24 protein-coding genes are annotated in these 22,632 nt (G+C 65.3%); 10 read left to right on the forward strand and 14 right to left on the reverse strand.

Annotation, left to right across the window (positions count from 1 at the left end):
• Positions 1 to 160 precede the first annotated feature (160 nt).
• A complete protein-coding gene (locus QA649_RS28580) occupies positions 161 to 1,057 on the forward strand; it encodes an alpha/beta fold hydrolase (RefSeq protein ID WP_283020116.1) in 897 nt (298 codons plus the stop codon).
• Positions 1,058 to 1,064: 7 nt separating this feature from the next.
• On the opposite strand, the gene QA649_RS28585 is transcribed toward QA649_RS28580, so the two are convergent.
• Together QA649_RS28585 and QA649_RS28590 are read right to left on the reverse strand one after the other, a co-directional pair.
• Positions 1,065 to 1,328: a hypothetical protein gene (locus tag QA649_RS28585; RefSeq protein ID WP_283020117.1), complete on the reverse strand. Its 264-nt coding sequence runs from the start codon at positions 1,326 to 1,328 to the stop codon at positions 1,065 to 1,067.
• A gap of 186 nt (positions 1,329 to 1,514) precedes the next feature.
• Entirely contained in the window at positions 1,515 to 2,999 is a 1,485-nt protein-coding gene (locus tag QA649_RS28590; protein WP_283026121.1) for an aldehyde dehydrogenase family protein, read from the reverse strand.
• 114 nt (positions 3,000 to 3,113) lie between these two features.
• On the opposite strand from QA649_RS28590, the gene QA649_RS28595 reads away from it, so the two are divergent.
• Complete coding sequence (locus QA649_RS28595) at positions 3,114 to 4,196, forward strand: substrate-binding domain-containing protein (RefSeq protein ID WP_283020118.1); 1,083 nt, start codon at positions 3,114 to 3,116, stop codon at positions 4,194 to 4,196.
• Positions 4,197 to 4,275: 79 nt separating this feature from the next.
• The gene (locus QA649_RS28600) at positions 4,276 to 4,650 is read left to right on the forward strand and encodes a winged helix-turn-helix domain-containing protein (RefSeq protein WP_211403352.1); all 375 of its coding nucleotides are present in this window, start codon (positions 4,276 to 4,278) and stop codon (positions 4,648 to 4,650) included.
• 13 nt (positions 4,651 to 4,663) lie between these two features.
• Here QA649_RS28600 and QA649_RS28605 read toward each other — a convergent pair whose 3' ends face one another.
• Complete coding sequence (locus tag QA649_RS28605) at positions 4,664 to 5,041, reverse strand: hypothetical protein (protein WP_283020119.1); 378 nt, start codon at positions 5,039 to 5,041, stop codon at positions 4,664 to 4,666.
• Positions 5,042 to 5,197: 156 nt separating this feature from the next.
• Positions 5,198 to 5,776, reverse strand: a complete 579-nt coding sequence (locus QA649_RS28610) for a hypothetical protein (RefSeq protein ID WP_283020120.1) — start codon at positions 5,774 to 5,776, stop codon at positions 5,198 to 5,200.
• Between the two features lie 163 nt (positions 5,777 to 5,939).
• Here QA649_RS28610 and QA649_RS28615 point away from each other — a divergent pair, with 163 nt between their 5' ends.
• The gene (locus QA649_RS28615) at positions 5,940 to 6,878 is read left to right on the forward strand and encodes a LysR family transcriptional regulator (protein ID WP_283020121.1); all 939 of its coding nucleotides are present in this window, start codon (positions 5,940 to 5,942) and stop codon (positions 6,876 to 6,878) included.
• Between the two features lie 23 nt (positions 6,879 to 6,901).
• On the opposite strand, the gene QA649_RS28620 is transcribed toward QA649_RS28615, so the two are convergent.
• Genes QA649_RS28620 through QA649_RS28635 form a run of 4 tightly spaced genes read right to left on the reverse strand, consistent with a single transcriptional unit; the run spans position 6,902 to position 8,987 of the window.
• The gene (locus tag QA649_RS28620) at positions 6,902 to 7,486 is read right to left on the reverse strand and encodes a TIGR00645 family protein (protein WP_283020122.1); all 585 of its coding nucleotides are present in this window, start codon (positions 7,484 to 7,486) and stop codon (positions 6,902 to 6,904) included.
• 48 nt (positions 7,487 to 7,534) lie between these two features.
• A complete protein-coding gene (locus QA649_RS28625) occupies positions 7,535 to 8,170 on the reverse strand; it encodes a TerC family protein (protein WP_283020123.1) in 636 nt (211 codons plus the stop codon).
• The gene (locus QA649_RS28630; protein ID WP_283020124.1) at positions 8,167 to 8,529 is read right to left on the reverse strand and encodes a hypothetical protein; all 363 of its coding nucleotides are present in this window, start codon (positions 8,527 to 8,529) and stop codon (positions 8,167 to 8,169) included. The genes QA649_RS28625 and QA649_RS28630 overlap by 4 nt, the downstream gene beginning before the upstream one ends.
• Positions 8,530 to 8,531: 2 nt before the next feature.
• Positions 8,532 to 8,987 carry a TerB family tellurite resistance protein gene (locus tag QA649_RS28635; RefSeq protein WP_283020125.1) on the reverse strand — a complete coding sequence of 152 codons (456 nt, stop codon included), beginning with the start codon at positions 8,985 to 8,987 and terminating at the stop codon, positions 8,532 to 8,534.
• A gap of 636 nt (positions 8,988 to 9,623) precedes the next feature.
• Between QA649_RS28635 and QA649_RS28640 the strand changes: the two genes are divergently transcribed.
• Positions 9,624 to 9,809 carry a hypothetical protein gene (locus QA649_RS28640; protein WP_283020126.1) on the forward strand — a complete coding sequence of 62 codons (186 nt, stop codon included), beginning with the start codon at positions 9,624 to 9,626 and terminating at the stop codon, positions 9,807 to 9,809.
• 346 nt (positions 9,810 to 10,155) lie between these two features.
• Positions 10,156 to 11,295, forward strand: a complete 1,140-nt coding sequence (locus QA649_RS28645) for a hypothetical protein (RefSeq protein WP_283020127.1) — start codon at positions 10,156 to 10,158, stop codon at positions 11,293 to 11,295.
• A gap of 108 nt (positions 11,296 to 11,403) precedes the next feature.
• On the opposite strand, the gene gor is transcribed toward QA649_RS28645, so the two are convergent.
• The 3 genes from gor to rpiA are packed head-to-tail and all read right to left on the reverse strand — an operon-like array spanning position 11,404 to position 14,109.
• Positions 11,404 to 12,792 (reverse strand): glutathione-disulfide reductase, encoded by a 1,389-nt coding sequence (gene gor, locus QA649_RS28650; protein ID WP_283020128.1) that lies wholly within the window; start codon positions 12,790 to 12,792, stop codon positions 11,404 to 11,406.
• Positions 12,793 to 12,841: 49 nt separating this feature from the next.
• Positions 12,842 to 13,393, reverse strand: coding sequence for a DUF2059 domain-containing protein (locus tag QA649_RS28655; RefSeq protein WP_283020129.1), 552 nt, complete (start codon positions 13,391 to 13,393; stop codon positions 12,842 to 12,844).
• Positions 13,394 to 13,404: 11 nt separating this feature from the next.
• Positions 13,405 to 14,109: a ribose-5-phosphate isomerase RpiA gene (gene rpiA, locus QA649_RS28660; protein ID WP_026312395.1), complete on the reverse strand. Its 705-nt coding sequence runs from the start codon at positions 14,107 to 14,109 to the stop codon at positions 13,405 to 13,407.
• Positions 14,110 to 14,273: 164 nt separating this feature from the next.
• On the opposite strand from rpiA, the gene QA649_RS28665 reads away from it, so the two are divergent.
• The 3 genes from QA649_RS28665 (at position 14,274) to moaA (ending at position 16,731) form a co-directional block, all read left to right on the forward strand.
• Entirely contained in the window at positions 14,274 to 14,963 is a 690-nt protein-coding gene (locus QA649_RS28665) for an HAD-IA family hydrolase (protein ID WP_283020130.1), read from the forward strand.
• A 154-nt stretch (positions 14,964 to 15,117) separates the two neighbouring features.
• Positions 15,118 to 15,588 (forward strand): hypothetical protein, encoded by a 471-nt coding sequence (locus QA649_RS28670; RefSeq protein ID WP_283020131.1) that lies wholly within the window; start codon positions 15,118 to 15,120, stop codon positions 15,586 to 15,588.
• A 108-nt stretch (positions 15,589 to 15,696) separates the two neighbouring features.
• Entirely contained in the window at positions 15,697 to 16,731 is a 1,035-nt protein-coding gene (gene moaA / locus QA649_RS28675) for a GTP 3',8-cyclase MoaA (RefSeq protein ID WP_283020132.1), read from the forward strand.
• A 46-nt stretch (positions 16,732 to 16,777) separates the two neighbouring features.
• On the opposite strand, the gene QA649_RS28680 is transcribed toward moaA, so the two are convergent.
• The 3 genes from QA649_RS28680 to QA649_RS28690 all read right to left on the reverse strand — a co-directional run bounded on the left by QA649_RS28680 (position 16,778) and on the right by QA649_RS28690 (position 21,777).
• A complete protein-coding gene (locus QA649_RS28680; RefSeq protein ID WP_283020133.1) occupies positions 16,778 to 19,027 on the reverse strand; it encodes an ABC transporter substrate-binding protein in 2,250 nt (749 codons plus the stop codon).
• Between the two features lie 147 nt (positions 19,028 to 19,174).
• Positions 19,175 to 20,704 (reverse strand): aldehyde dehydrogenase family protein, encoded by a 1,530-nt coding sequence (locus tag QA649_RS28685; protein ID WP_283020134.1) that lies wholly within the window; start codon positions 20,702 to 20,704, stop codon positions 19,175 to 19,177.
• Between the two features lie 8 nt (positions 20,705 to 20,712).
• Entirely contained in the window at positions 20,713 to 21,777 is a 1,065-nt protein-coding gene (locus tag QA649_RS28690) for an NAD(P)-dependent oxidoreductase (protein ID WP_349254032.1), read from the reverse strand.
• On the opposite strand from QA649_RS28690, the gene QA649_RS28695 reads away from it, so the two are divergent.
• Positions 21,693 to 22,616: a LysR family transcriptional regulator gene (locus QA649_RS28695; RefSeq protein ID WP_283020136.1), complete on the forward strand. Its 924-nt coding sequence runs from the start codon at positions 21,693 to 21,695 to the stop codon at positions 22,614 to 22,616. The genes QA649_RS28690 and QA649_RS28695 overlap by 85 nt on opposite strands.
• Positions 22,617 to 22,632 lie beyond the last annotated feature (16 nt).

Raw genomic sequence — 22,632 nt, forward strand, 5'->3', positions numbered from 1 at the left:
AAAAGCACAACCTGATCTAGGGGTTGCGAGGGCCGCCTTATACACAGGCTGGCACGACATCGCCAGTTGTAAATCCGTTTCGCATTGCAAACCCTTGCGGGCAAAGCTGAATTCGCATTTGCTAGGGGTAGCGAGGAAACCGGCAAGACACCTTCCGCCCATGGACGCGGCACTGGACGACGTTTTCATCGACGAGATCAGCTTCCCGGCGACTGACGGGTATGCGCTGGCCGGCACCCTGTTCCTGCCGCGCGGCACCAAGCGCCACGCCGTCCTGATCAATTCGGCCACCGCCGTCCCGCGAAAAATCTACCGCGGCTTTGCCTCCTACCTCGCCCATCGCGGCTGCGCGGTCCTCACTTACGACTACCGCGGCATCGGCGATTCCCGGCTGCCGGCGATGGTCGGCTACAACCAGCCGAAATCGCTGGTCGGCTTCAAGGCCTCGATGTCGGACTGGGCCGCGCTCGACGTCACCGCCGCGGTGCGCTGGATGCGCGAGCGCTATCATGGCCTGCCCCTTGCCTATGTCGGCCATTCCTACGGCGGCCAGGCGCTCGGGCTGATCGAGAACAACAGCGATATCTCCCGCGCCGCCTTCGTCGCCTCGCAGGCCGCGACCTGGCGGCTGATGACCTCACCGGAGAAATACCGCGTCTACGCCTTCATGAATTTTGTCGGCGTGCCGTTGGCCCACGCGCTCGGTTACGCGCCGGGCTGGGCCGGCATCGGCGAGGATCTGCCCAAGGGCGTGTTCCTGCAATGGGCCGAGTGGGTCCGGAGCCCGCGCTATCTGTTCGATTCAAAGCTGCCGGCGCTGGAGAATTTCGCGACGTTCAAGGGCGAGCTGCGCGCGCTGTGCTTCTCGGACGATCCCTGGGCGACGCGGCCCGCGGTCGAGCTGCTCACGGGCGGCTTCACCGCGATCAAGCCGGACGTGCTGACGGTCAGGCCATCCGAGGTCGGCGCCAAGGCTATCGGCCATTTCGGCTTCTTCCGCCCCGCGCACCGCGACACGCTGTGGCGCGGCGTCGCGGAATGGCTTCAGGGCGAGTGAGACTGCGTCAGCGGATGATCGTCGTCAGCGCCGAGTAGCGCCTGGTCGGCTTGGCGTCGCTTGGCGCAAACTGCGCGAACGCTTCGCTGACGCGGATCGCCGGCGGCGTGTCGCTCGCGAACCGAAACTCCTTCGGCTTGGGTGCGTAGAAGCTGGCGCTGTAATAGGCGTCGTCGAAGCGCGCCTCGCCGACGCCGAACACCGCGTCGCAGGCGAACAGGAGCGCGTACACTCCCGCAACCGCGACGACGATCTCCCTGAAGATTGACATGATGATGCCCTGCCCTGTTGCGGGCAGGATGCAGCTCGGTTCCAAAGCTCTGGTTTAAGGCGCCGCGCTTCTTGTCGGGAGGGTTTGCGCCTGCTGAGCCGGATGCAGACAATTTTATCGATCTCGAAAAAGAGCCCGCCTGACCGGACGATCAGGCGGGCCCAGGATTGGCCGATCGGGAGGTTATCAGACGGCCAGATTCATCCAGACAGCCTTGGGCTCGGTGAAATTGTCGAGCGCCGCGGTGCCGTGCTCGCGGCCGAGGCCGGAGTCGCGCTCGCCGCCCCAGGGCAGGCGCACGTCGGTATAGCCATAGGTGTTCATCCAGACCGTGCCCGCGCGCGCCCGCTTGGCGAAGCGCTGCAGCTTGCCGATGTCACGGCTCCAGACGCCCGCGGCGAGGCTGTAGGCGGTGCCGTTGGCGATCCGCAGGGCATCTGCCTCGTCCCTGAACTTGATGACGCTGACGACGGGGCCAAAAATTTCCTCCTGGGAGACCCGCATCTCGTGCTCGACGTTTGCGAACACCGTCGGGCTGATGAAGTGGCCGCGCTCCCCGACCCGCGTCCCGCCGGTGACGAGGGTCGCGCCCTCCTTCCGGCCGATATCGACGTAGTCGAGGATCGACTTCATTTGCTTCTCGGAGATGACGGGGCCGAGCGCCGTCTTGCGGTCGAGCGGATCGCCGATCCTGAGCGATTTCGCGCGCGCAGCCAGTCGCTCGACCACCTCGTCATAGGCCTTCTCCTGCACCAGCACGCGGGAGCCGGCCGAGCAGACCTGGCCGGCATTGAAGAAGATGCCGGAGGCCGCCGCCTTCGACGCTGCTTCAAGATCGGCATCGTCAAAGATGACGTTGGCCGACTTGCCGCCAAGCTCGAGTGAGACGCGCTTGAAGTTGCCGGCGGCACCCTTCATGATTCCGCGCCCCACGCCGGGCGAGCCGGTGAAGGTGACCTTGTCGACATCGGGGTGATTAACCAGCGCATCGCCGACGACTCGTCCCGGTCCCGTCACGACGTTGACGACGCCCGCCGGCAGTCCGGCTTCGAGCGCGAGCTCGGCGATGCGCAGCGCCGACAGCGAGGTCAGCTCGGCCGGCTTCATCACGATGGTGCAGCCGCAGGCGAGCGCCGGTGCAAGCTTCCACATGCCGATCATCAGCGGGAAATTCCACGGCACGATTGCCGCGACCACGCCGACAGGCTCACGCATGGTGTAGGTCAGGGCATCGTCGCGCACCGGCACGACGTCGCCGCTGATCTTGTCGGCCCAGCCGGCGTAGTAGATCAGCGTGTCGACGGCGGCCGGAAAGTCCTGGCGCATCGTCGCGGAAATCGGCTTGCCGGCATCGATCGACTCGAGCTCGATGATTTCTTCGGCGTGTGCCTTAAGCAGATCCGCCCAGCGCAGCAGGATCTGGCCGCGCTCGGAGGCGCGCATCGTCCGCCATGGGCCTTCGAACGCCCGGCGCGCGGCGGCGACGGCATGCTCGACATCGGCCTCGCCACCCTCGGCGACGGCGGCGATGACCTGCCCGGTGGCGGGATTGAGGGATTTGAAGGTGCGGCCGGAGCTGGCGGGGACGCGGCGGCCGTCGATGAGCAGGTGCTGCGGCCGGGCCATGAACTCGGTCGCCGGCGAATGCGCAAAGTCATATGCAACGGACATCATATTTCCTCCTGTTCTGGTATGCCAGACTAGGCGCCTACTGGCCGGAGTAAATATGATATGATCTGCAAATGAACGCGGAACATATGAAGCGTAGTTCATAAGGAAAGGCCGATGCTTCAGATCGAGATCGAGGCTGTCTGGCGGTTTCGCCGCGAGGGCAGCCCGCGCACCGTCGCCGTCATGCTCGGCGTGCTCAACGAAATCCGGAAGACCGGCAAGATCACCAGCGCCGCCAGCGACGCGCACCTCTCCTATCGCCATGTCTGGAATCTGATCGAGCAATGGTCGGAGTTCTTCGGCACGCCGCTGGTCGAGACCCAGCGCGGCAAGGGCTCGAAGCTGACGCCGTTCGGCGAGCGGCTGGTGTGGGCCGGCGAGCGCATGCAGGCGCGGCTCGGGCAGCAGCTCGAAAACCTCGCGCAGGAGCTCGCCAGCGAGATCAAGCCGTTCCTCGAACAGCGTCCCGCGGTGATCCGCGTTCACGCGAGCCACGGCTTTGCGGTGGCGAAGCTGCGCGAATTCCTCGACCGCGAGCCCGGCATCGGCGTCGATCTGCGCTATGTCAGCAACCAGCATTCGCTGGTCTCGCTGGCGCAAGGTGCCTGCGACCTCTCCGGCCTGCATCTGCCGCACGGCGCGCTGCGCGCCCAGGGCATCAAGGCGGCGCGCGAATGGCTCGATCCGCGCGAAGACCGCATCATCAGCTTCGTCACGCGCGAGATGGGCCTGATGGTCGCGCGCGGCAATCCGCTGCGCATCGCCTCGCTTCATGACCTCACCAGGCCGAACGTCCGCTTCGTCAACCGCGACCATGATTCCGGCACGCGCCTCTTGTTCGACCAATTGCTCGCCGCGAACGGCATCGAGGAGAGCAGGATCAACGGCGCGCAACAGATCGAGTTCACCCACGCGGCGGTTGCAGCCTATGTCGCGAGCGGCATGGCGGATGCGTGCTTCGGCGTCGAGGCGGCCGCGCGACAGTTCGGCCTCGACTTCATCCGCCTCCTTACCGAGGATTATTTCTTCGTCTGCAAGCGCGCGTTCCTGGACACCGCGCCAATGCAGCGCATCCTCGAGATCATCCGCAGCGCCGATTTCCGCGCCGCCGTCGCCACCCTGCCCGGCTACGTGCCGTCGGACACGGGCACAGTGACCGGCGTGAAGGCGTTTCTGGAGATGCACGCCGTGCGGTGATGAAGGACCGCGCGCTCACCTTGTCCACGGCAAGCAAGAGTGGCAATCTCAGTTGCGAATTGATCCAAGAGTCCTCGTCATGCCGCGCGCCAGCGCCAAACCGCTTCCCCAGTTGAGCCTTCGCATCGACCTCGACGGCGAGGACCGGATCGGCCCCGGCAAGATCGAGCTGCTTGAGCAGATCCGCGAGCACGGCTCGATCTCGGCGGCCGGCCGCGCCATGGACATGTCCTACAAGCGCGCCTGGGACCTCGTCGACGAGATCAAGCGCATCTGCGGACATGCCGTGGTCGAGCCGCAGGCCGGCGGCAAGAACGGCGGCGGCGCCATGCTCACGCCGTTTGGCGAAAAGCTCGTCGCGCGCTACCGCAAGATCGAGCGCGACGCCGCGCGCGCCGTGCACAAGGAGCTGGAGGCGCTCAGGAGCGACATCGCCAGGTCGCGGAAGTCGTGAACACACTCTGCCACTAGTTCGGCCGCACCGTCACTTCCGGCATCGGCTGCGTCAGCGCTTCGCCGAGCAGGCTCTGCTCCGCCTTCGGGATCGAGAAGCGGACCTTGAAGCCGTCCTCGGTCTGAAGCGTGATGATGCGCTGGGTCGTGTCGGTCGATTGCTCCAGCACCCAGGACGCCAGCGGATAGGCGTAGCGCAGGCTCTGGTCGCCGTAACGGGCCTTCAGCGCCGTCTCGAGCAATCCCGGCAGCGTCATGATGAGGGCGCCGACCTGGTTGAGCGAGACGCTGACGGCGGCAGGATTGCCGGTCACGTCCTCGAAGCCCAGCGAGATCGCGCCGCCGTCGGCCGCCACCTCGCAGGTCGTGAGCGCTCTGACCTTGATTTCCATCGAGAACTCCGGAGCGCAGTTCCGCTATATCCTGAAAAATATAGCGATAGTTGCGATCAGGTCCAGCCGGTTGTTTTGGAATATCTCGAACCGGCCGGAGGGAGCGTGGTTTCGACTTCGGACGGCGACACGGTCCCGGCAGCGCCACGCGGCCGCTTACATCAGCGGCTCGTCCTTCAGCGCCGACACCACCTGCTCGCCGCGCTCGGTCAGGCGATAGGTCACCAGCGGCCGGCTCGATGGCGGCTTGCGATCGATCTCGACGATGTAGCCGCGCACCATCAGCGCTTCGAAGCTGCCGTAATAGCCGAACATGCTGATCTGGTTCTGCTTCAGCAGCTTGAACTCGCGCAGGAGGCGGATCTCGTTGCCCGAGAGCAGCGAGCGGCGCACGCGCTGCACGAAGCGTGCGCGCTGCTCGAACCAGGCCTGATCGGGCAATTCATGTGCGGCCGGCGCCGGGTCGCGCTCGCAGGGGCGCAGCTCCGGCGCGGCGTCGGCCATCACCTGCGGCAGGCACGGCATGCTGCTGACGACCGCTTCCCTGGCGACATCGAGCAAGGCGATCGGCCAGCGCCGCTTGTTGTCCACCATCACCGGCGGCGGCACGACGTTGTCGCGCACGAGTTGCTCGAAGCGCCCGGCGGTCACGCCGACATAGGCGGCCGCCCGTCGGCGATCGACCAGACGGGTGTCCGGCCCGTGCTCCAGCTCGCAAGCGATGTTCCCGTCCACCCCGAAATCCCCTGGCGCCTCGTTGCGCACGGCATGGCGTCTTCCCGGCAGGGCCGGCCAAACCGGCGGCGAACCTAAGGAGAAGCAGCGCTCTCGAAAAGCAGAGAATTTCGCACATGTTGCTGCCGTTTCGGCAACGGCTATAGTCTCCCCAGGGCACCCCATGCGATTTCATTCACCCGCCATCCAGTACTTCCACGCGGTCCGCCGCACCGGCTCGATCCGCGCCGCGGCGCGCGTCCTGAACGTTGCCTCCTCGGCCGTCAGCCGCCAGATTCTCAAGCTGGAGCAAGAGGTTGGATCACCCTTGTTCGAGCGCAACGCGCGCGGCCTGACGCTGACGACGGTCGGCGAGATGCTGGCCCGGCATGTCATGAACGTGCTCCAGGACCTCGACCGCTTCCGCTCGGACGTCGCCTCCCTTTCCGGCGCCTGGAGCGGCACCGTCCGCATCGCCTGTATCGAATCGCTGACGGAATCCGTGCTGCCGGACCTGATCGCATCCCATCGCGGCCGGGCCCGCCGCGTCAGCTTCACCACCGAGGTGAAGGGGTCGTCGGACGTGCTGGAGTCCTTGAGCCGCGGCGAAGCCGACATCGGCATCGCCATGGCGCTCCGCCACCCGCCCGATTTGCGGCAGGTCGCCCTGAAGCGGTTTCGTCTCGGCGCGGTGGTCGCACGCGAGCATCCGCTGGCGCGCCGCAAGACGGTGACGCTGGAGCAATGCCTCGCCTTCCCCGTCATCAACGCGCTGCCGGAGCTGTCGATCTATCATCTGCTGCAGCCGCTGATCGCGCAGCTCTCGGAGACGCCGGAGCCGGCGATCCAGGCCAACTCGATCGACCTGATGCGCGAGCTCGCCGCGCGCGGCGTCGGTGTGGCCTTCCAGACCCAGCTCGGCATCAACAGGCTGTCACGCGACGGCCAGCTCGTCTTCCTGCCGCTCGACAATGCCGGCAGCCCGGTCTGGTCCGATCTCGGCATCTATGTCCGTGCCGAGCGCACCCTGCCTGCCTACACCGAATCCCTCCTTCAGGAGCTGGTGCGCGAACTGGGCGAGCGCGAGCGGCGCGAGAACGCGGCCTATCCTCAGACGCCGTGACGTCCGGTCAGGTGCGCCCGCGCTCAGCCGTGGCCTGCCGCCTTGCGGTGGCCGTTCTCGCTGAGGCGGTCGACCCAGGCGATGCCGATCGCGGAGATGATGAAGGTCAGGTGGATCAAGACCTGCCACATCACGCCGCTCTCGGTGAAATTGCTGCGCGTGGTGCCGAGATTGCCGGCCTCGATGAAGGTCCGCAGCAGCGAGATCGAAGAGATGCCGATGATCGCCATCGCCAGCTTGATCTTGAGCACGCTGGCATTGACGTGGCTCAGCCATTCCGGCTCGTCGGGATGGCCGCTCAGGTTGAGACGGGAGACGAAGGTCTCGTAACCGCCGACGATCACCATCACCAAGAGGTTCGAGATCATGACGACGTCGATCAGTCCGAGCACGACGAGCATGATCTGCTGCTCGCTGGCATCGAACGAATGCACGACCAGGTGCCAGAGCTCTTTCAGGAACAGCAGCACGTAGACGCCCTGCGCGATGATCAGGCCGACATAGAGCGGCACCTGCAGCCAGCGCGAGCCGAAGATCAGCTGCGCGAACGGGCCGATTTGCGGCCGCGACAACGGCGCAACCAAATGTGCTTTGGGTTCAGGCTTCATTGATCACTCCGGAGTGCAGGCAGGAGATTTCGCTTCAAGGATTCGCGCTCAGAGACTCGCGATCACGGGCGCGAGCTCGAGCGAGCCGCGATAGATCATCTCGAAGGCGACGTAAACGATGATGGCGAGACCGACATAGGCGATCCAGCGCTGCTTCTGCAGCACCCGGCCGAGCAGGTCGGCGGCAACGCCCATCATCGCGACCGACAACAGCAGGCCGAAGGCCAGGATGTAGGGGTGCTCGCGCGCGGCGCCCGCGACCGCGAGCACGTTGTCCAGCGACATCGAGACGTCGGCGGCGACGATCTGCACCGCGGCTTGGCCGAAGGTCTTTCGCTGCACCGGCGCGCTACCTGCGCCGCCGCCATGGTTGAATGCGAGCTCGCCCGAATGCGGCTGTTCGCGCAGCTCGCGCCACATCTTCCAGCACACCCAGAGCAGCAGCACGCCGCCGGCGAGCAGAAGGCCGATCACCTGCAACAGCTGGGTCGCGACGCCGGCAAACACGATGCGCAAGCCAGTTGCCGCGGCAATGCCGACGATGATGGCGCGCCGGCGCTGATCGGCCGGAAGGCCGGCCGCGGCAAGACCGATGACGACGGCGTTGTCGCCGGCAAGCACGAGGTCGATCAGGACGACCTGAAGCAGTGCAGACAGCGCGTCGGCGGTGATGAATTCAGTCATGATTGATCATTTTTCGGTGTGGACGGATCGAGCCAATGCGGCTTCTTCCGCTCGATCCAGTCGAAGACCTTTGAACGGGAGGAACGCAGCGCCGGCACGTCCTCGGCGAGCAGCGCAAGGCCAAGCGGCAGCATCCAGACGCCGAGCACCGGCAGGAAGGAGAGCACTCCGCCGACGACGAGCAGCGCGCCCGAGGGGATCCGCACCCAGCGGCTGGACGGCTTGAGCAGATAGCTGACGGTGTCGGCCATGCGCGGCGGCAGGCGGTGGACGAGCTTGTCGAGGCGCGGATCGCCGCCGGCCAGCTGGCTGGCGGCGCCCGCCGTCCCGGTCGTGTGCTCATCCGATGCTGTGCTCATGCTCACTCCTTTGGGGCGGAGCTCACCGCACCCGGCCCGACCTGCTTTGCGCGCGGCAGCACCAGCGTCAAAAGCCGCAGCAGCTTGATCGCCTGCACCTCATGCGGATGCACGTCCTCGTCCGCGGCCGCGACGCGCTCCGACAGCTCGATCAGATGCGACGACAGCGGCATGTTCGAAACCGGCCGCAGCGTGTCGATCACCACATTGGCAAAGTCCGGCTCTTCCAATCGTTCCGCCAGTTCGTCGAACATCGAAAGCAGCCGCTCGTCGCCGATATGCGGCGCCAATCCGCGATCCCTGATGAAGCGGATCACCTCGTCACGCTCGACCGGCGAGACGCGCCGGTCGGCCACGGCGACCAGCGCGCCGGCAATGACCAGCGCCACTGCGGCCTGCTCGTTCAGGCTGGACGGTTCGGTGATCTCGATTGTATTTGAGAATTTGGCGTCAGACATCGTTGCTCCTCGTTTTGCGCAAATGGCCGCGCGGAGCTGCGATGGGGACGGCGGGTCGGAAGGAACTCGATAAGGCCCGACGGTCGGCCGATCCATCGCATTCGCGCGGGACAGGTCATCCGACATCGCGAGGTTTGCCGACATCTGTCGGCGTCCTCGCCAGAGGGGCCCGGATTCTTGTTCGCCTCAGAGATAAAGATGGGTCTGTCGGAATCAAGGCGATACGACTGCGACCAGCCGCCGCATCGGTTCCGTGTTGCCTTGTTTGGTTAAGCAGTTGCGCACGCAGCCCCCGTGTCCCGGACGGGAACGGGAGCGCAAGGTTTCGTACACACCTGTTTCAACACCGTCATTGCGAGCGTAGCGAAGCAATCCAGACTGTCTCCGCGGAAAGACTCTGGATTGCTTCGCTACGCTCGCAATGACGGAGTGTGGGCGACGGCGTCGCTCCTTCAATTCGCGCCTCGACAAGATGCGCGACGGGACGGCGACATCGCAGCCGTGTCACGATGGTTCGCTACGATCTCGGGAACGAGCGCCCCGATGGCGCGCAGCGCTGCTGCGCCGCCATAGCGCCCGCGCAAGCTTCGGCGGCGAAAGTGCCGTCCGTGAATTTCGATGATCGCGGAGAAGCGCATGAACAGCATCACGTCCTGCACCGGCTGCGGCCATGCGCTTGTCCCGATGCTGACGGCCAAGGGCCGCGCGGAGCTGAGCTGCCTCTGGTGCGAAGGCATCGACGCGCGCGCGGTGGACATGGCGAAGTGGGCGGACAGCCCATCCGGCAAGCCCGAGCGGATGGCTCGTCGGTCGTTCGAATGAGCGGTATCAGACGCTGAGCCGGCGGCATTCGCCTATGCCCGCGACTTGCAGGGCTGCATGCCGTTTGCAGGACATGCCGACAAATTAGACAAGATACACCCCCGCACCGGACTTGCGGGCTTTGCGAGTTGGCCCGGGCAGGTTGGTGAACATGTTCCCTAACCTCAGGCGCAATCTCGATTTTTTTCGCGCCGCGTGAAGCCGGAGAGCTTGCGCGCTGTGCCGTGCGCCGACTGGCCCAAAATTCGCAAGACATCGTTACGCCGGATTCCCTGCCCTCCCACGACAGGAGCAGCAAGATGCGTGCGCCCAGCTCCGGGATGACGGCATCACATCGGAGAATGCCATGAACGTGCATGCCGCGGGCGATCTCAAATTCACCGGCCTCACCCGTCCGGATGGCACACCCCTTCGCCTGAATAACCAGGATTTCGTCGCGATCGACCGCGACAAGAATGCGAAATATGAGGCGACCTACCGGCCGCAGGCGCTCTACAACCGCGCTAATGAGGGCTTCCACGCCAACAACGAGACCTTCCTGCTGCACGAGGTCGCGACCAACCTGCCGATCTACCGCCCGGATACCGGTCCCACCGATTTCCACCTTCATCTTCCGCCGGGCGGCTTCCAGCTCGTGCTGGTCACCTCGGGCGCATTCACCTTCGACTATGACGGACGCTGGTACAATGTCGGCCCCGGCGCGGTGATGCTGCAAAGCGCGATCGTGCATCGCCAGCTGTTCTACACTTGGTCGGGCCTGTCGACCGAAGAGAACCTGAAGACGCCGCAGACGGTGGTGCCCGATCCGATCTCGATGGGCTATTCCGGCAAATTCCTCGAAGCCTTCATCACCGATCCTACCACCTTTCCGAACCCGACCATTGTCGGCCCGGACCAGATCAATGAGGACGAAACGCCGCGCGTGGCCTGGAGCCATCCGCTGCATGACCGCCCGGCCAATGCCGGCTTCTGGCTTCAGGATCCCCTGGCGCTGGACGCGCTGTTCAAGCCGCTCACCGATGGTTCTGTCAAATCAGCCATGCCGGTTTACGTGCGCGATATCGGCATCGAGATTCCGAGCGGGCATCTCGTCACTGGCCACATCGTCGCGACCGACCCGCGTGGCCACGCACTCTTGCCGAAGAGCACGTCTGCCGCAGCGGACGCGACCTGTTTTGCGAAGGGCGAGGTCGTGATCTACCGCGTCATTCGCGGCACGGCCGAGTTCAAGAAGAAGTCCGGCGAGAGCTTCCAGCTCTCCGCCGGCGATGTGGTGACGGCGGGCAAGGAGTCCATCAGCCTCGTCGCCGTCGGCGAGAACACCCAGGTCCTCCGCCTCGGCCTGCTCAAGGGCATGAACGAGTTGCGCAGCTGGACGCCGACGCAGCGCGACGAGATCGACGGCCTCGCCGGCCAGATCATCACCCACAAGGATATCCGTCCCCTGCGCACCGAGGGCAAGCCGGTCGGGTATCTGTATAGCTGAAGCGGGTCGCAGCTAGACGCCCGCGGCTTTCTTCCTTCTCCCCTTGTACAAGGGGAGAGGGTAAGCGCGCACCAACTTGTTCGATTGAGAGTGCTCGTACCGCCGGTCCTACTCCGCCGCCTGACGCACGTGCCGCGCGGTCGGGGTGCGCATGGTGACGAGCTCTTCGGCCGCGGTCGGATGCAGCGCGATGGTCGCGTCGAAATCCGCCTTGGTCGCCTTCATCTTCACCGCGATCGCCACCACCTGGGTGACCTCGGCGGCGCAATCGCCAACGATGTGGCAGCCGAGCACGCGATCGGTCGAACCGTCGACCACGAGCTTCATCAGCACGCGCGTGTCGCGGCCGGACATGGTCGCCTTGATCGGGCGGAACGTCGTCTTGTAGATGTCGACGCGACTGAACTGCGCGCGCGCCTCGGTTTCCGTCAGACCAACCGTGCCGACCTCCGGCTGCGAGAACACGGCCGTCGGGATGTTGGCGTGATCCACCTGCACCTCGCGCTTGCCGAACACGGTGTCGGCGAAGGCATGACCCTCGCGAATCGCGACCGGCGTCAGGTTGAAACGGTGGGTGACGTCGCCGATGGCATAGATGCTGTCGACCGAGCTCTTGGAGAAATGGTCGACCGCGATGCCGCCGTTCTTCGGATTGATGGCGACGCCGGCGTTCTCCAGGCCGAGATTGGCGACGTTGGGATGGCGGCCGATCGCGAACATCACCTGGTCCGAGGCGATGCTCGAGCCGTTCGACAGATGCGTGGTGAACTCGTCGCCGTGGCGGTCGACCTTGGCCACCGTGCAGCCGGTGAGGATGGTGATGCCCTGCTTCTCCATCTCGGAGCGGACATGGGCGCGCACGTCCTCGTCGAAGCCGCGCAAGATGTTGTCGCCGCGATAGATCACGGTGACGTCGGAGCCGAAGCCGGCGAAGATGCCGGCGAACTCCAGCGCGATGTAGCCGCCGCCCTGGATCACGATCCGCTTCGGCAGCTTCTTGAGGTGAAACGCCTCGTTGGACGAGATCACGTGCTCGATGCCGGGAATCGCCGCGCCGTGGTTGGGCGCGCCGCCGGTGGCGATGAGGATGTACTTCGCCCTGATCTTGCGGTCGTTCTCGAGCAGGCGGACGGTGTGCTTGTCCTCGATCGCCGCGCGGCTCTTGACGATCTGCGCGCCCGACTTCTCGACATTCGTCGTGTAGGCCGCCTCCAGTCGCGCGATTTCCTTGTCCTTGTTGGCGATCAGCGTCGCCCAGTCGAAGCTCATGGACGGGATGGTCCAGCCGAAGCCGGCGGCGTCCTCGATCTCGTGACGGACATGCGAGCCGATCACGAACAGCTTCTTGGGCACGCAGCCGCGGATCACGCAGGTGCCGCCCATGCGGTACTCTTCCGCGATCATCACGCGGGCGCCGTGACCGGCCGCGATGCGGGCGGCACGCACGCCGCCCGAGCCGCCACCGATGACGAAGAGGTCGACGTCGAATTCAGCCATTGTCCACTCCGACCTCTTCTTTCAAGGATTACTGATCAGATAGGTACCGTCAGATTTCCTTGCCACGCTTGCGCATCTCGGCGCGGAAGGCCCCCATCACGGTCTCGGAGAAGTTCTGGGCCCAGGAGTTCATGAAGGCCATGCTGAGGCCGATGGCGCGCGGCTCGGCGTCGATCAGCTTCTTGCCCAGCGGCGACTTGTAGAAGGTGACGAGGTCCTTCAGCTCCTGCTCGGTGAACTCGCTGGCATAGATCTGCGCCATGCCATCGCCGATCTCGTTCTGGCGGCCGTTGAGCTGCTGGGCGACGACCTGGGCGACCTCGTTGAGGTCCTTCTGGTAGTTGAGGTTCTGCTGGATCAGCGCGATCTTGGTCTTCTCAACGAGACCGGGCACGGCGCCTTGATACATCGCAGTCGCGTTCTTGATCTGCAAAATTTCCCTGGCCGCCGCGACCGCGGCCGGCGAGGCCTTCGGCTGGGCCGGCGCGGCGGGTGCCTTGGGCTGCGCGGGAGCCGCCTGCTGCGCGAAGGCCGGGGCGGCCGAGACGGCCAGGCCAGCAGCAAGGGTCACGGCCGGCAACAATTTCAAAACGCTCTTCATTCCTAGTCTCCTTAGGGCTTTCGCCGTTCAATTACGCGGATTCCCTCGCCGCCCGCCAGAACGGCCGAGCTGGCCAAGCCGATGAACAATCCATGCTCGACCACGCCGGGAATCGCGCTCAACGCCTTGGCGAGGCTGGCGGGATCCGCGATCCGTCCGAGCTGGGCATCGACGATCCAGTGGCCGCCGTCGGTGACGAAAACGTGGCCGTCCTTGGCCTTGCGGACCGCCATTTGCCCGGAAACGCCGCAGTCCGCAAATGCCTTCTCGATCGCGCGGCGCGTCGCGCCAAGCCCGAACGGGATGACCTCGACCGGCAGCGGAAACTTGCCGAGCGTCGGCACCCATTTGCTGTCGTCGGCTATCACGATCATGCGATCCGAGGCGGCCGCCACGATCTTCTCGCGCAGCAGCGCACCGCCGCCACCCTTGATCAGATTGAGCTCGGGATCGATCTCGTCGGCACCGTCGACGGTGATGTCGAGATGATCGACCTCATCGAGCGTGGTCAGCTTCACGCCACAACGCTCCGCATCGGCGCGCGTCGCCTCGGAGGTCGGCACGCCGATCACCTTCAGCCCGGCAGCCACCCGCTCGCCGAGCAGCTCGACGAAATGCTTCGCGGTCGAGCCGGTGCCGAGCCCGAGTTGCATGCCGTCACGCACCTCCTCCAGCGCACGCGCCGCCGCCTGCCGCTTCAACTGGTCCATGTTCAAGTTTGCGCCCGCCTCTGGCTTGAGAGTGCCGCCGGTATACCTGCTTGCGGCGGCCTATGTAGCCTCGTTTTCCCCGCCGGAACAGGCCTCTGCGCCGATCTTATAAGGTGAACTTATGGCTTCTGCCCTTGCGCCGATCCGGCCGGCCCGATAGCGCTTGGCCCATGACCTCGCCCTCCACGACCTCCCCCTACACCCTCGTCTTCGATCTCGACGGCACGCTTGTGGATACGGCGCCCGACCTGATCACCGCGCTGAACTACGTGCTCGACCGCGAAGGCCTGCCGCCGGTGCCGATGGCCTCGGCCCGCAACATGATCGGCGCCGGCGCCCGCAAGCTGATCGAGCGAGGCCTGGAGGCCGAGGGCCGCACCGTCTCCCCCGCCGACATGGACCGGATGACGGCGGATTTCATCGCCTATTACGCCGAGCATATCGCGGTCGAATCCCGCCCCTTCGAGGGGCTCGAGGCCGCACTCGACCATTTTGCGGCGCAAGGCCATCGCCTCGCGGTCTGCACCAACAAGCTGGAATGGCTGTCCAAGCGCCTCCTGGACCAGCTTGGCCTCAGCCGCCGTTTCGCGGCGATCTGCGGCGCCGACACCTTTGGCGTCCAGAAGCCCGATCCGACCATCTTCCGGGAGACGGTGGCCCGGGCCGGCGGCAATGTGAAATCCAGCATCATGGTCGGCGACGCCGGAACCGACGTCGGGGTCGCCCGGCGGGCCGGGGTTCCCGTGATCGGGGTCAGCTTCGGCTACACGGACGTGCCGATCGCCGAGCTGAAGCCGGACCGGCTGATTCATCACATGCGCGACCTGCCCGCGGCCGCCAGCAGCCTGATGACGGCCTAGAGTTCAGCAAGATCTTGAAATCCCAGCAATAAACTTAAAAACCCCGCGTTAACCAATTGTTAACTATGCGCGGCGCGCCGGTTGCCTGCCCTCAGCGACATCCCTAAGGTCCGCCCGGGATGTGGCGATTCGTCGCAGCGGATGTGGGTGGTTCATGCGTCGTGTATTGGCGATTGCGCTGGCCGGAGCAAGCCTGGGTGGCTGCTCCTCGATGTCCTGGGACATGTTCAAATCGGCGCCGCCGACCGTCCAGGTCCGGCTCGAATCCAATCCCCCGGGCGCTGACGCCACCACCTCGCTCGGTCCGGGCTGCAAGACGCCCTGCTCGGTCTCGATTCCCGCCCCGGATGCGCCGTTCACCGTCGCCTTCGCGCTGCCCAAGTACCAGCCCGCGAGCGTGCCGGTGAACGTGATCAAGAATCCCGGGGATTTCACCACGCCCGCTTCGGTCACCACCGATCCGAATCCGGTATTTGCGGAACTCCAGCCGGCGACCCCGCCGAAACCCGTCCGCAAGCCGCACCGGCCGAAGAAGCCGAAGCCGGCCGCGACGGCCGCGGCACCGGCTGATGCCGCACCTGCCACCGGCTCGCCGTTTCCCGATCCGAACGCGGGCAAGCGCTGAGTTACGTATACCACCCGATTGTCCTAGCCGCGTCCGATGCTTAGATTGCTTCCAGAGCACCGCTGAAGCAAAGGTGCGCCCGTCGCCGTAAGTGACAAGGCAGTTGGTATGAACGGATTTTCTGCTAGCCCCCGCGCGGCGCTGTCGAGCGCGATGACTGATCCGTTCGGGCGGACCATCACCTACTTGCGCGTTTCCGTCACCGACCGCTGCGACCTGCGCTGCTTCTACTGCATGTCGGAAGACATGACGTTCCTGCCCAAGGCGGACCTGCTGACGCTGGAGGAACTCGACCGGCTCTGCACGGCCTTCATCGCCAAGGGCGTGAAGAAGCTGCGCCTCACCGGCGGCGAGCCGCTGGTCCGCCGCAACGTGATGACGCTGGTGCGCTCGCTGTCGCGGCATCTGACAAGTGGCGCCCTGAACGAGCTGACGCTGACCACCAACGGCACCCAGCTCGCAAAGCATGCGAAGGAGCTGGCCGATTGCGGCGTCCGCCGCATCAACGTCTCGCTCGACACGCTCGATCCCAAGAAGTTCCGCGAGATCACCCGCTGGGGCGAGATCGACAAGGTGCTGGAAGGCATCGAGGCCGCGCGGGCCGCAGGCCTCGCCGTGAAGATCAACGCGGTCGCCCTGAAGAACCTCAACGAGGACGAGCTGCCTTCACTGATGCGCTGGGCCCACGGCAAGGGCATGGGCCTGACCTTGATCGAGGTGATGCCGATGGGCGAGATCGGCGCGGGCCGCATCGATCAGTATCTGCCGCTGTCGCTGGTGCGCGCGCGGCTCGCCCAGCAGTTCACCATGACTGATCTCGCTGAATCCACCGGCGGCCCTGCGCGCTATGTCAGCGTCGCCGAGACCGGCGGCAAGCTCGGCTTCATCACGCCGATGACCCATAATTTCTGCGAATCCTGCAACCGCGTGCGCATCACCTGCACGGGAACGCTGCACACCTGCCTCGGCCACGAGGATGCCTCGGACCTGCGCAAGCCGCTGCGTGCATCCGACGACGATGAGCTGCTGGCCGCTGCGATCGACCGCGCCATCGGGCTCAAGCCCAAGGGCCACGATTTCATCATCGACCGCCGCCACGACCGCCCCAGCGTCTCCAGGCACATGAGCGTCACGGGCGGCTGAAGCATGATCCGGCCCCGGAGGGCCGCGGCAGTGCATTACGCGTGCCTCACAAGGCATAACGCCGGTAGAGCACGACGATGACAGCGAGCACCGTCCCGGCATAAATGACCTGCGCTGCGTGATCCAGAACGACAGCGGCGCGCTTTCGGCCGGTGGCCCGAAGTTTTTCATGTTTGTAGCCCGCCAATATCGTCATCAGGCATAGTACGAAGAAAATGTAGAACATCTCTTCGACCACCACCGTGTATCCGACATCGCCGATCTGGCTGCTCACCGCTACGAGCAGCACCGCGCTCGCCAGGATCGAGGTCACTGGGATCGTCACGCGTTCACGAAACATGGTTTCGGGAAAGAACAGCGTCGCGAATACGACGAGCACGAGCAGGAACATCGGCAGCAGGTTCTTCAGCATGTAGATGGAGGAGCTGCGGCGCAGCACGATGGTCGCATCGAATCCTGCGAATTCCGTCATTGCCTCGGCATCAAACAAAGACGCCTTGCCGAGCGTCGATCCGCTGGACATGGATTCGACGAAATAGTTCAGTCCCAGAAATCGCCAGAGCGGAAGCCCGGAATAGGCCCCGTCCTCGGCCCGCGAGCTTCCGTCGTCGGCAAGGCGCAAGCCGAACCGATCGATGACATACGTGATGAGTTCCCGCCGTTGTTCCGTGTTCTGGAAATGCAGACGCAATTCCTGCGTGTCGAACGGATAATCATGGAGATCGAAACGGGTCTTGAAATCGCCGTTGATGCGATAGAGCCGATAACTCAGGCCGTCTTCCCGTCCAGCCTGCATCGGCCGAGCTGCATCGAACGCCCCGCGATCCAGCAAGGCCGGGAATTCGACGTGCGTCTGCGCCTCATCGTCGCCAGCGAACCGCATCCAGAGATAGAAGTCGACGTTGAACGAATTTTGTTTCACGTCGATCCGACCGACGCGAATGATGTCGATGCCGGTATAAACGACGCGTTGAATCCAATAGCGCCGCCCCTCGAACGCGATGACATGGCCCTTCTCCCGTTCGGCGTCGAGATCGATCCCATCCGGCTGATCGATGCGCACGAGTTGCAGCGGCGCCGTGACGAACCGACCGTAACGGAAGAAGCCCATTCGGATCGGGCGCGGAATGTCGCGGTTCGCGTTGAAATAGAGCCGCCCCGTCAGCCCGACGACCGCCGATTTCGGACTGTCGATCGCGGCCAGTGCGAGGCGCACCCGGTCGCGATCCGCAACCTTGCTGTCGGATGGCTTCTGAATCCCCTGCCCCATAAACCGGCGATGTACGGCAGCTCGTCTCAGCGCGTCGATCATCAGGCGCGCGGCGTCATACGAGCCACCGCCAACCCAGCTTGGGGAGGTTCCCGCTCTCGCTTTGTAGTCGGCGGCGAAAGCCTGCGCCGCCACGCCGGCGCTGTCGAAAATCAGCGACGATGCCGCATACAGATTCTCACTGAAGAAACCCGGACGCGTTTGTTCCTCGGGCTCGTTGACGAAATTTCTCAAATAGCTTTCGCGGCCCGCGCCCTGGGTTGTGATGATCGTCCCCTTGATGCCGCGGCGACGCAGCGCCTTGACGATGTCTGCGATATAGTCGGCTGCCGCGCCGACGACGATGACACCGGGACCTGGCTCCTGCGCGGCAGCGTCCAGCACCTCATCCATCGATCGGATCTGACCGGCTGCGACGTCCAGTCCGAACACACGCAGCTGCTCCGCCGGATAGGCCGCCGCAAATCCACGCTCAAAACTCTTGCCGTAGGAATCGCGCGTGTGAACAAGACGGACTCTCGGCTCCTTCATCACGGCGCGCAGATGTTCCGCGATCGAGCGCGCCTGTGCGGAGACTGGCGACAACGCACGAAAATAGTAATCACTGGTGGATGTCAGATCGTCGGCAGCCGCGCTTCCCGTGAGCGCCGGAATCCGCGCATCCTTATATGCCGGCGCGGCCGCGAGCGATGCGGAGCTGAGATAATGGCCGAGCACAGCGACGCATGGGCTGTCGGCGATCGCCTGCGCATTCGCGCGCGCCACGGCCGGATCGCTTGCGTCGTCGAACAGAACCAGTTCAATCAGCCGTCCGTTGACGCCACCCTTGGCGTTCACTTCGTCGATTGCAAGCTGCATCGCGATCAGGCTTTCCGTCCCAGCCGGGGCGGATGGGCCAGAGAGCGAATTGGCGAACGCGATGCGAATAGGCTCCGGGCGGGTCCAGAGGACGGCGGCCCAGGCGACGCCGAGCACCAGGGCGATGCCCGCAACAACGGCAAGCCACATGATAAGCCGCGGCTTCATCGTCGATCCTCGCATCGGTCGGCATAAGCCGAGATTCTCCAGATCGAGGCCTCACTCAGGTGGAGATTGCCGCCGCTGAGAGCGTTTTTCAAGCCTGCCCGATCGCCCCGGCAAGATCTACGACCGCTCAAACAATAGCCTAAAGCCTTACTCCCGAATCCCCAGCGCGTAGCCGAAGCCCACAGCCGGCTCGGCCGCGGTCTCGACCCAAACGCTTTTGACCTGCGTGTATTCGAAAAGTGTCTCGACCCCGCTCGAACGGCCGTAGCCGCTCATGCCGAAGCCGCCGAAGGGCGATGCGACGCTGATCGTCTTGTAGGAGTTGATCCAGAACGTCCCGGCCCTGACTTGCGCGGCGACCCGGTGCGCGCGCGCGACATCGCGGGTCCAGACCGCGCCGGCCAGACCGAAATCGCTGTCATTGGCGAGCGCGATCGCCTCCTCCTCTGAATCGAACGGGATCGCTGCGACGACAGGTCCAAAAATCTCGTCGCGCGCAACCGCCATGCTGTTGCTGACGTCGCGCAGCACGGTCGGCGCGACGAAGAAGCCGCCCTTCCCCATGTTGCCATCGCTGCCGGTCGCGAGCGTTGCGCCCTCGGCGAGGCCCTGCTTCACCATGCTGAGCACGCGGGCGTATTGCCGGGCGTTGTTGATCGGACCGACCTCGGTCTCCGCCGTGCCGGGCGCGCCGACCTTCAGCTTCGCGGCCCCATCGGCGACCATCCTGACGAAGCGGTCGTAGACGGAGCGTTCGACCAGCAGCCGCGAGCCCGCGACGCAGCTCTGTCCGGCGCCCGCGAAGATCGCCGCCTGGGCACCGATCGCGGCGCGCGCGAGGTCGGCGTCGGCAAATACGATGTTGGCGGATTTCCCGCCGAGCTCCAGCACGCAGGGCAGCAGCCGCTTGGCCGCGGCTTCCGCGATCAGCCGGCCCGTCGGCACTGAACCCACGAACACGACTTTCTTCACCGCCGGCTGGCCGAGCGCGGCCTGCCCCGTCGTATGTCCGTAGCCTGCAAGCACGTTGACGAGACCGACCGGCAATCCCGCTTGTTCTGCTAGAAGCGCCACCGCCATCGAGGTCAGCGGCGTCAGCTCGGAAGGCTTGAGCAGCACACCGTTGCCCATGGCGATGGCGGGTGCGACCTGCCAGCCGCAGGTGAAGATCGGCGCATTCCAGGGCGTGATCTGGAGCACGACGCCGACGGCTTCGCGCCGCGTATAGTTGAGATGGCTCGACGGCACCGGGATCACGTCGCCATGGAATTTGTCGGCCCAGCCGGAATAGTACTCGAACATCTCGGCGACCTTGGCGACCTCGACACGCGTATCGCGGATCGGCTTGCCCGCCGACAGCGACTCAAGGCGCGCCAGCTCCTCGGCCTTGCCCTGAATGGCCCGCGCGATCGCCTGCATGACGCGCCCGCGCACCGCGCCGGTGAGCCGCGACCAGCCGGCTTGCGCCGCGATCGCCGCCGAGGCCGCCTCGGCAACAACCGCCTCGCCGGCATCACGATAGGCATAGAGCGGCGCGCCGGTTGCGGGATCGTCGATCGTGATGAGCTCGCCGGTGCCAGCGACAATTCGGCCCGCGACGTGAGAGCCGATCGCCGCGCAGTCGGGCCAGAAGGGCGCGAGCGCATCGCGCAGCCGCGTTTCGATGAAGGAGGTCATGGTGTCGCTCACATCCTGCCGAGCTGGGTCTCGACGATCCTGTTGAAGTCTTCGCCGTCGCCGATCGAGGCGGCGCTTTCCGCCCAGATCCGCGCGGCTTCCGCGGCGATCGGCAAGTCGAGCGCGAGCTCGCCGATGAGCTGGCTCGCCAGGCGCACGTCCTTGCGCATCAGCTTCATGGTGAAACCGGAATCGAAGGCGCCGTTCAGCACCCAGGTCGGCAGATTGACCTGCGTGACGCCGGACCGGCCGGAGCCGGCATTGAGGCCTTCGAGCAGCCGGGCCGGATCGACCTCGGCTTCGCGCGCGATGCGTATCGCCTCGGCAGCGGTCAGCAGATGCGCCGCGCACAGCAAATTGTTGATGAGCTTGCAGACATGCCCGGCGCCGACCGATCCGACATGAACGCGCTTCGCGCTCATGCCCGCAAGGACGGGCTCGACCGCGGCCACATCGGCATCCGCGCCGCCGATCACCATGGTCATGGTGGCGGTGATGGCGCCTTTCGGACCGCCGCTGACCGGCGCGTCGATCATGGACATGCCATGCGCGGCGAGCGCCGCGGCAAGCCGCCGGGTCGTCGCGGGATGGGATGTCGAGGTGTCGACGACGCGTAAGCCGGGCCGTGCATGGGCGATGATTCCACCCTCGCCGGCGACGACGGCATCGACGATCTCGGCGGTCGGCAGCGAGAGGACCAGCAGATCCGCACGGGCGCAAAGCGGCCCGACACTCCCGAAGACCGCAACACCTTCCGACGCGAGCGAGCTGCGCGCCTTTTCCAAGGCGTCGGTCCCGAGCACCTCATGCCCGGCCCGCATCAGCGAGAGCGCCATGCCGCGCCCCATATTCCCGAGCCCAACGACGCCGACGACCGCCATGTCCTGTCCCTCACCCTGCGAGTGCCGGGAAGACCATAGGGATCCGGCCCGGGTTCGGGCATCAGCAGGACGATTGCCTAATGTTGCCTCATGGGCAACACTTGGGCATGAGCAATGCACTCGACGAGAACCGCCTCCGCTATCTGTTCGAAGCCGCGCGCTACGGCGCCGTGCGCGCCGCGGCCGACGCACTCGGCGTCAACCCGTCCGTGGTGAGCCGGCAGATCGCCCTGCTGGAACGGGAGCTCGATGCCGCCCTGCTCGATCGCCATAGCCGCGGCGTGCGGCCGACCGAGGCCGGCGAGCTTCTGATCGCGCATTATCGCCGCCACAAAGTGGACCGCGACGACACCCTCGCCCGCTTGCGGGAACTCCAGGGACTGCACCGCGGTCACATCGACCTCGTGCTGGGCGAAGGCTTTGTCGCCGATCTCATGGGCGGCGCGCTCGGCGAGTTCTGGCGGAAGCATCCACGGCTCACCATTTCGCTGGAACTTGCCGGCACGAGCGAGGTCATTCGTGCCATTGCCGACGATCGCTGCCATATCGGGCTCGTCTATCATCCGCCGCAGGATCCGCGAATCCGCTCCTGCGCTACCATCCGGCAGCCGATCTGTCTGATCGCGCGCCCCGACCATCCGCTTGCGAAGCTCCGCCGCCCGCTCAAGCTCCGGGAGATTGCCAGGCACACGCTTGGGATCATGCATGCGGGTTACGGCACGCGTCAGTTGCTCGCGATGGCCGAAACGTCCGAGAAGATCGGTCTCTCGCCGAAGCTGACGACGACCTCGATCAGCATCTTGAGAGATTTCGTCCGCTCCGACCTTGGCGTGACGCTGCTCCCGGCGTTTTCAGTGGCCGCGGACCTCGAGGACGGATCGCTGATCGCCCTCCCCGTCGACAATGCGCTGCTTTCCTCGGCAGAAGCCCACATCGTCACCCGATTGGGCCGCGAGCTGCCGACCGCGGCCAGCCAGTTGCTCAGGTTCTTGATCGGCCGGATGAAGGCCTTCCAGGCCGGCCGGCGCTAACCTAAGCTTTTGCGGT

It is taken from the genome of Bradyrhizobium sp. CB1717, from assembly GCF_029714325.1.
In the GTDB taxonomy this organism is placed as follows: domain Bacteria; phylum Pseudomonadota; class Alphaproteobacteria; order Rhizobiales; family Xanthobacteraceae; genus Bradyrhizobium.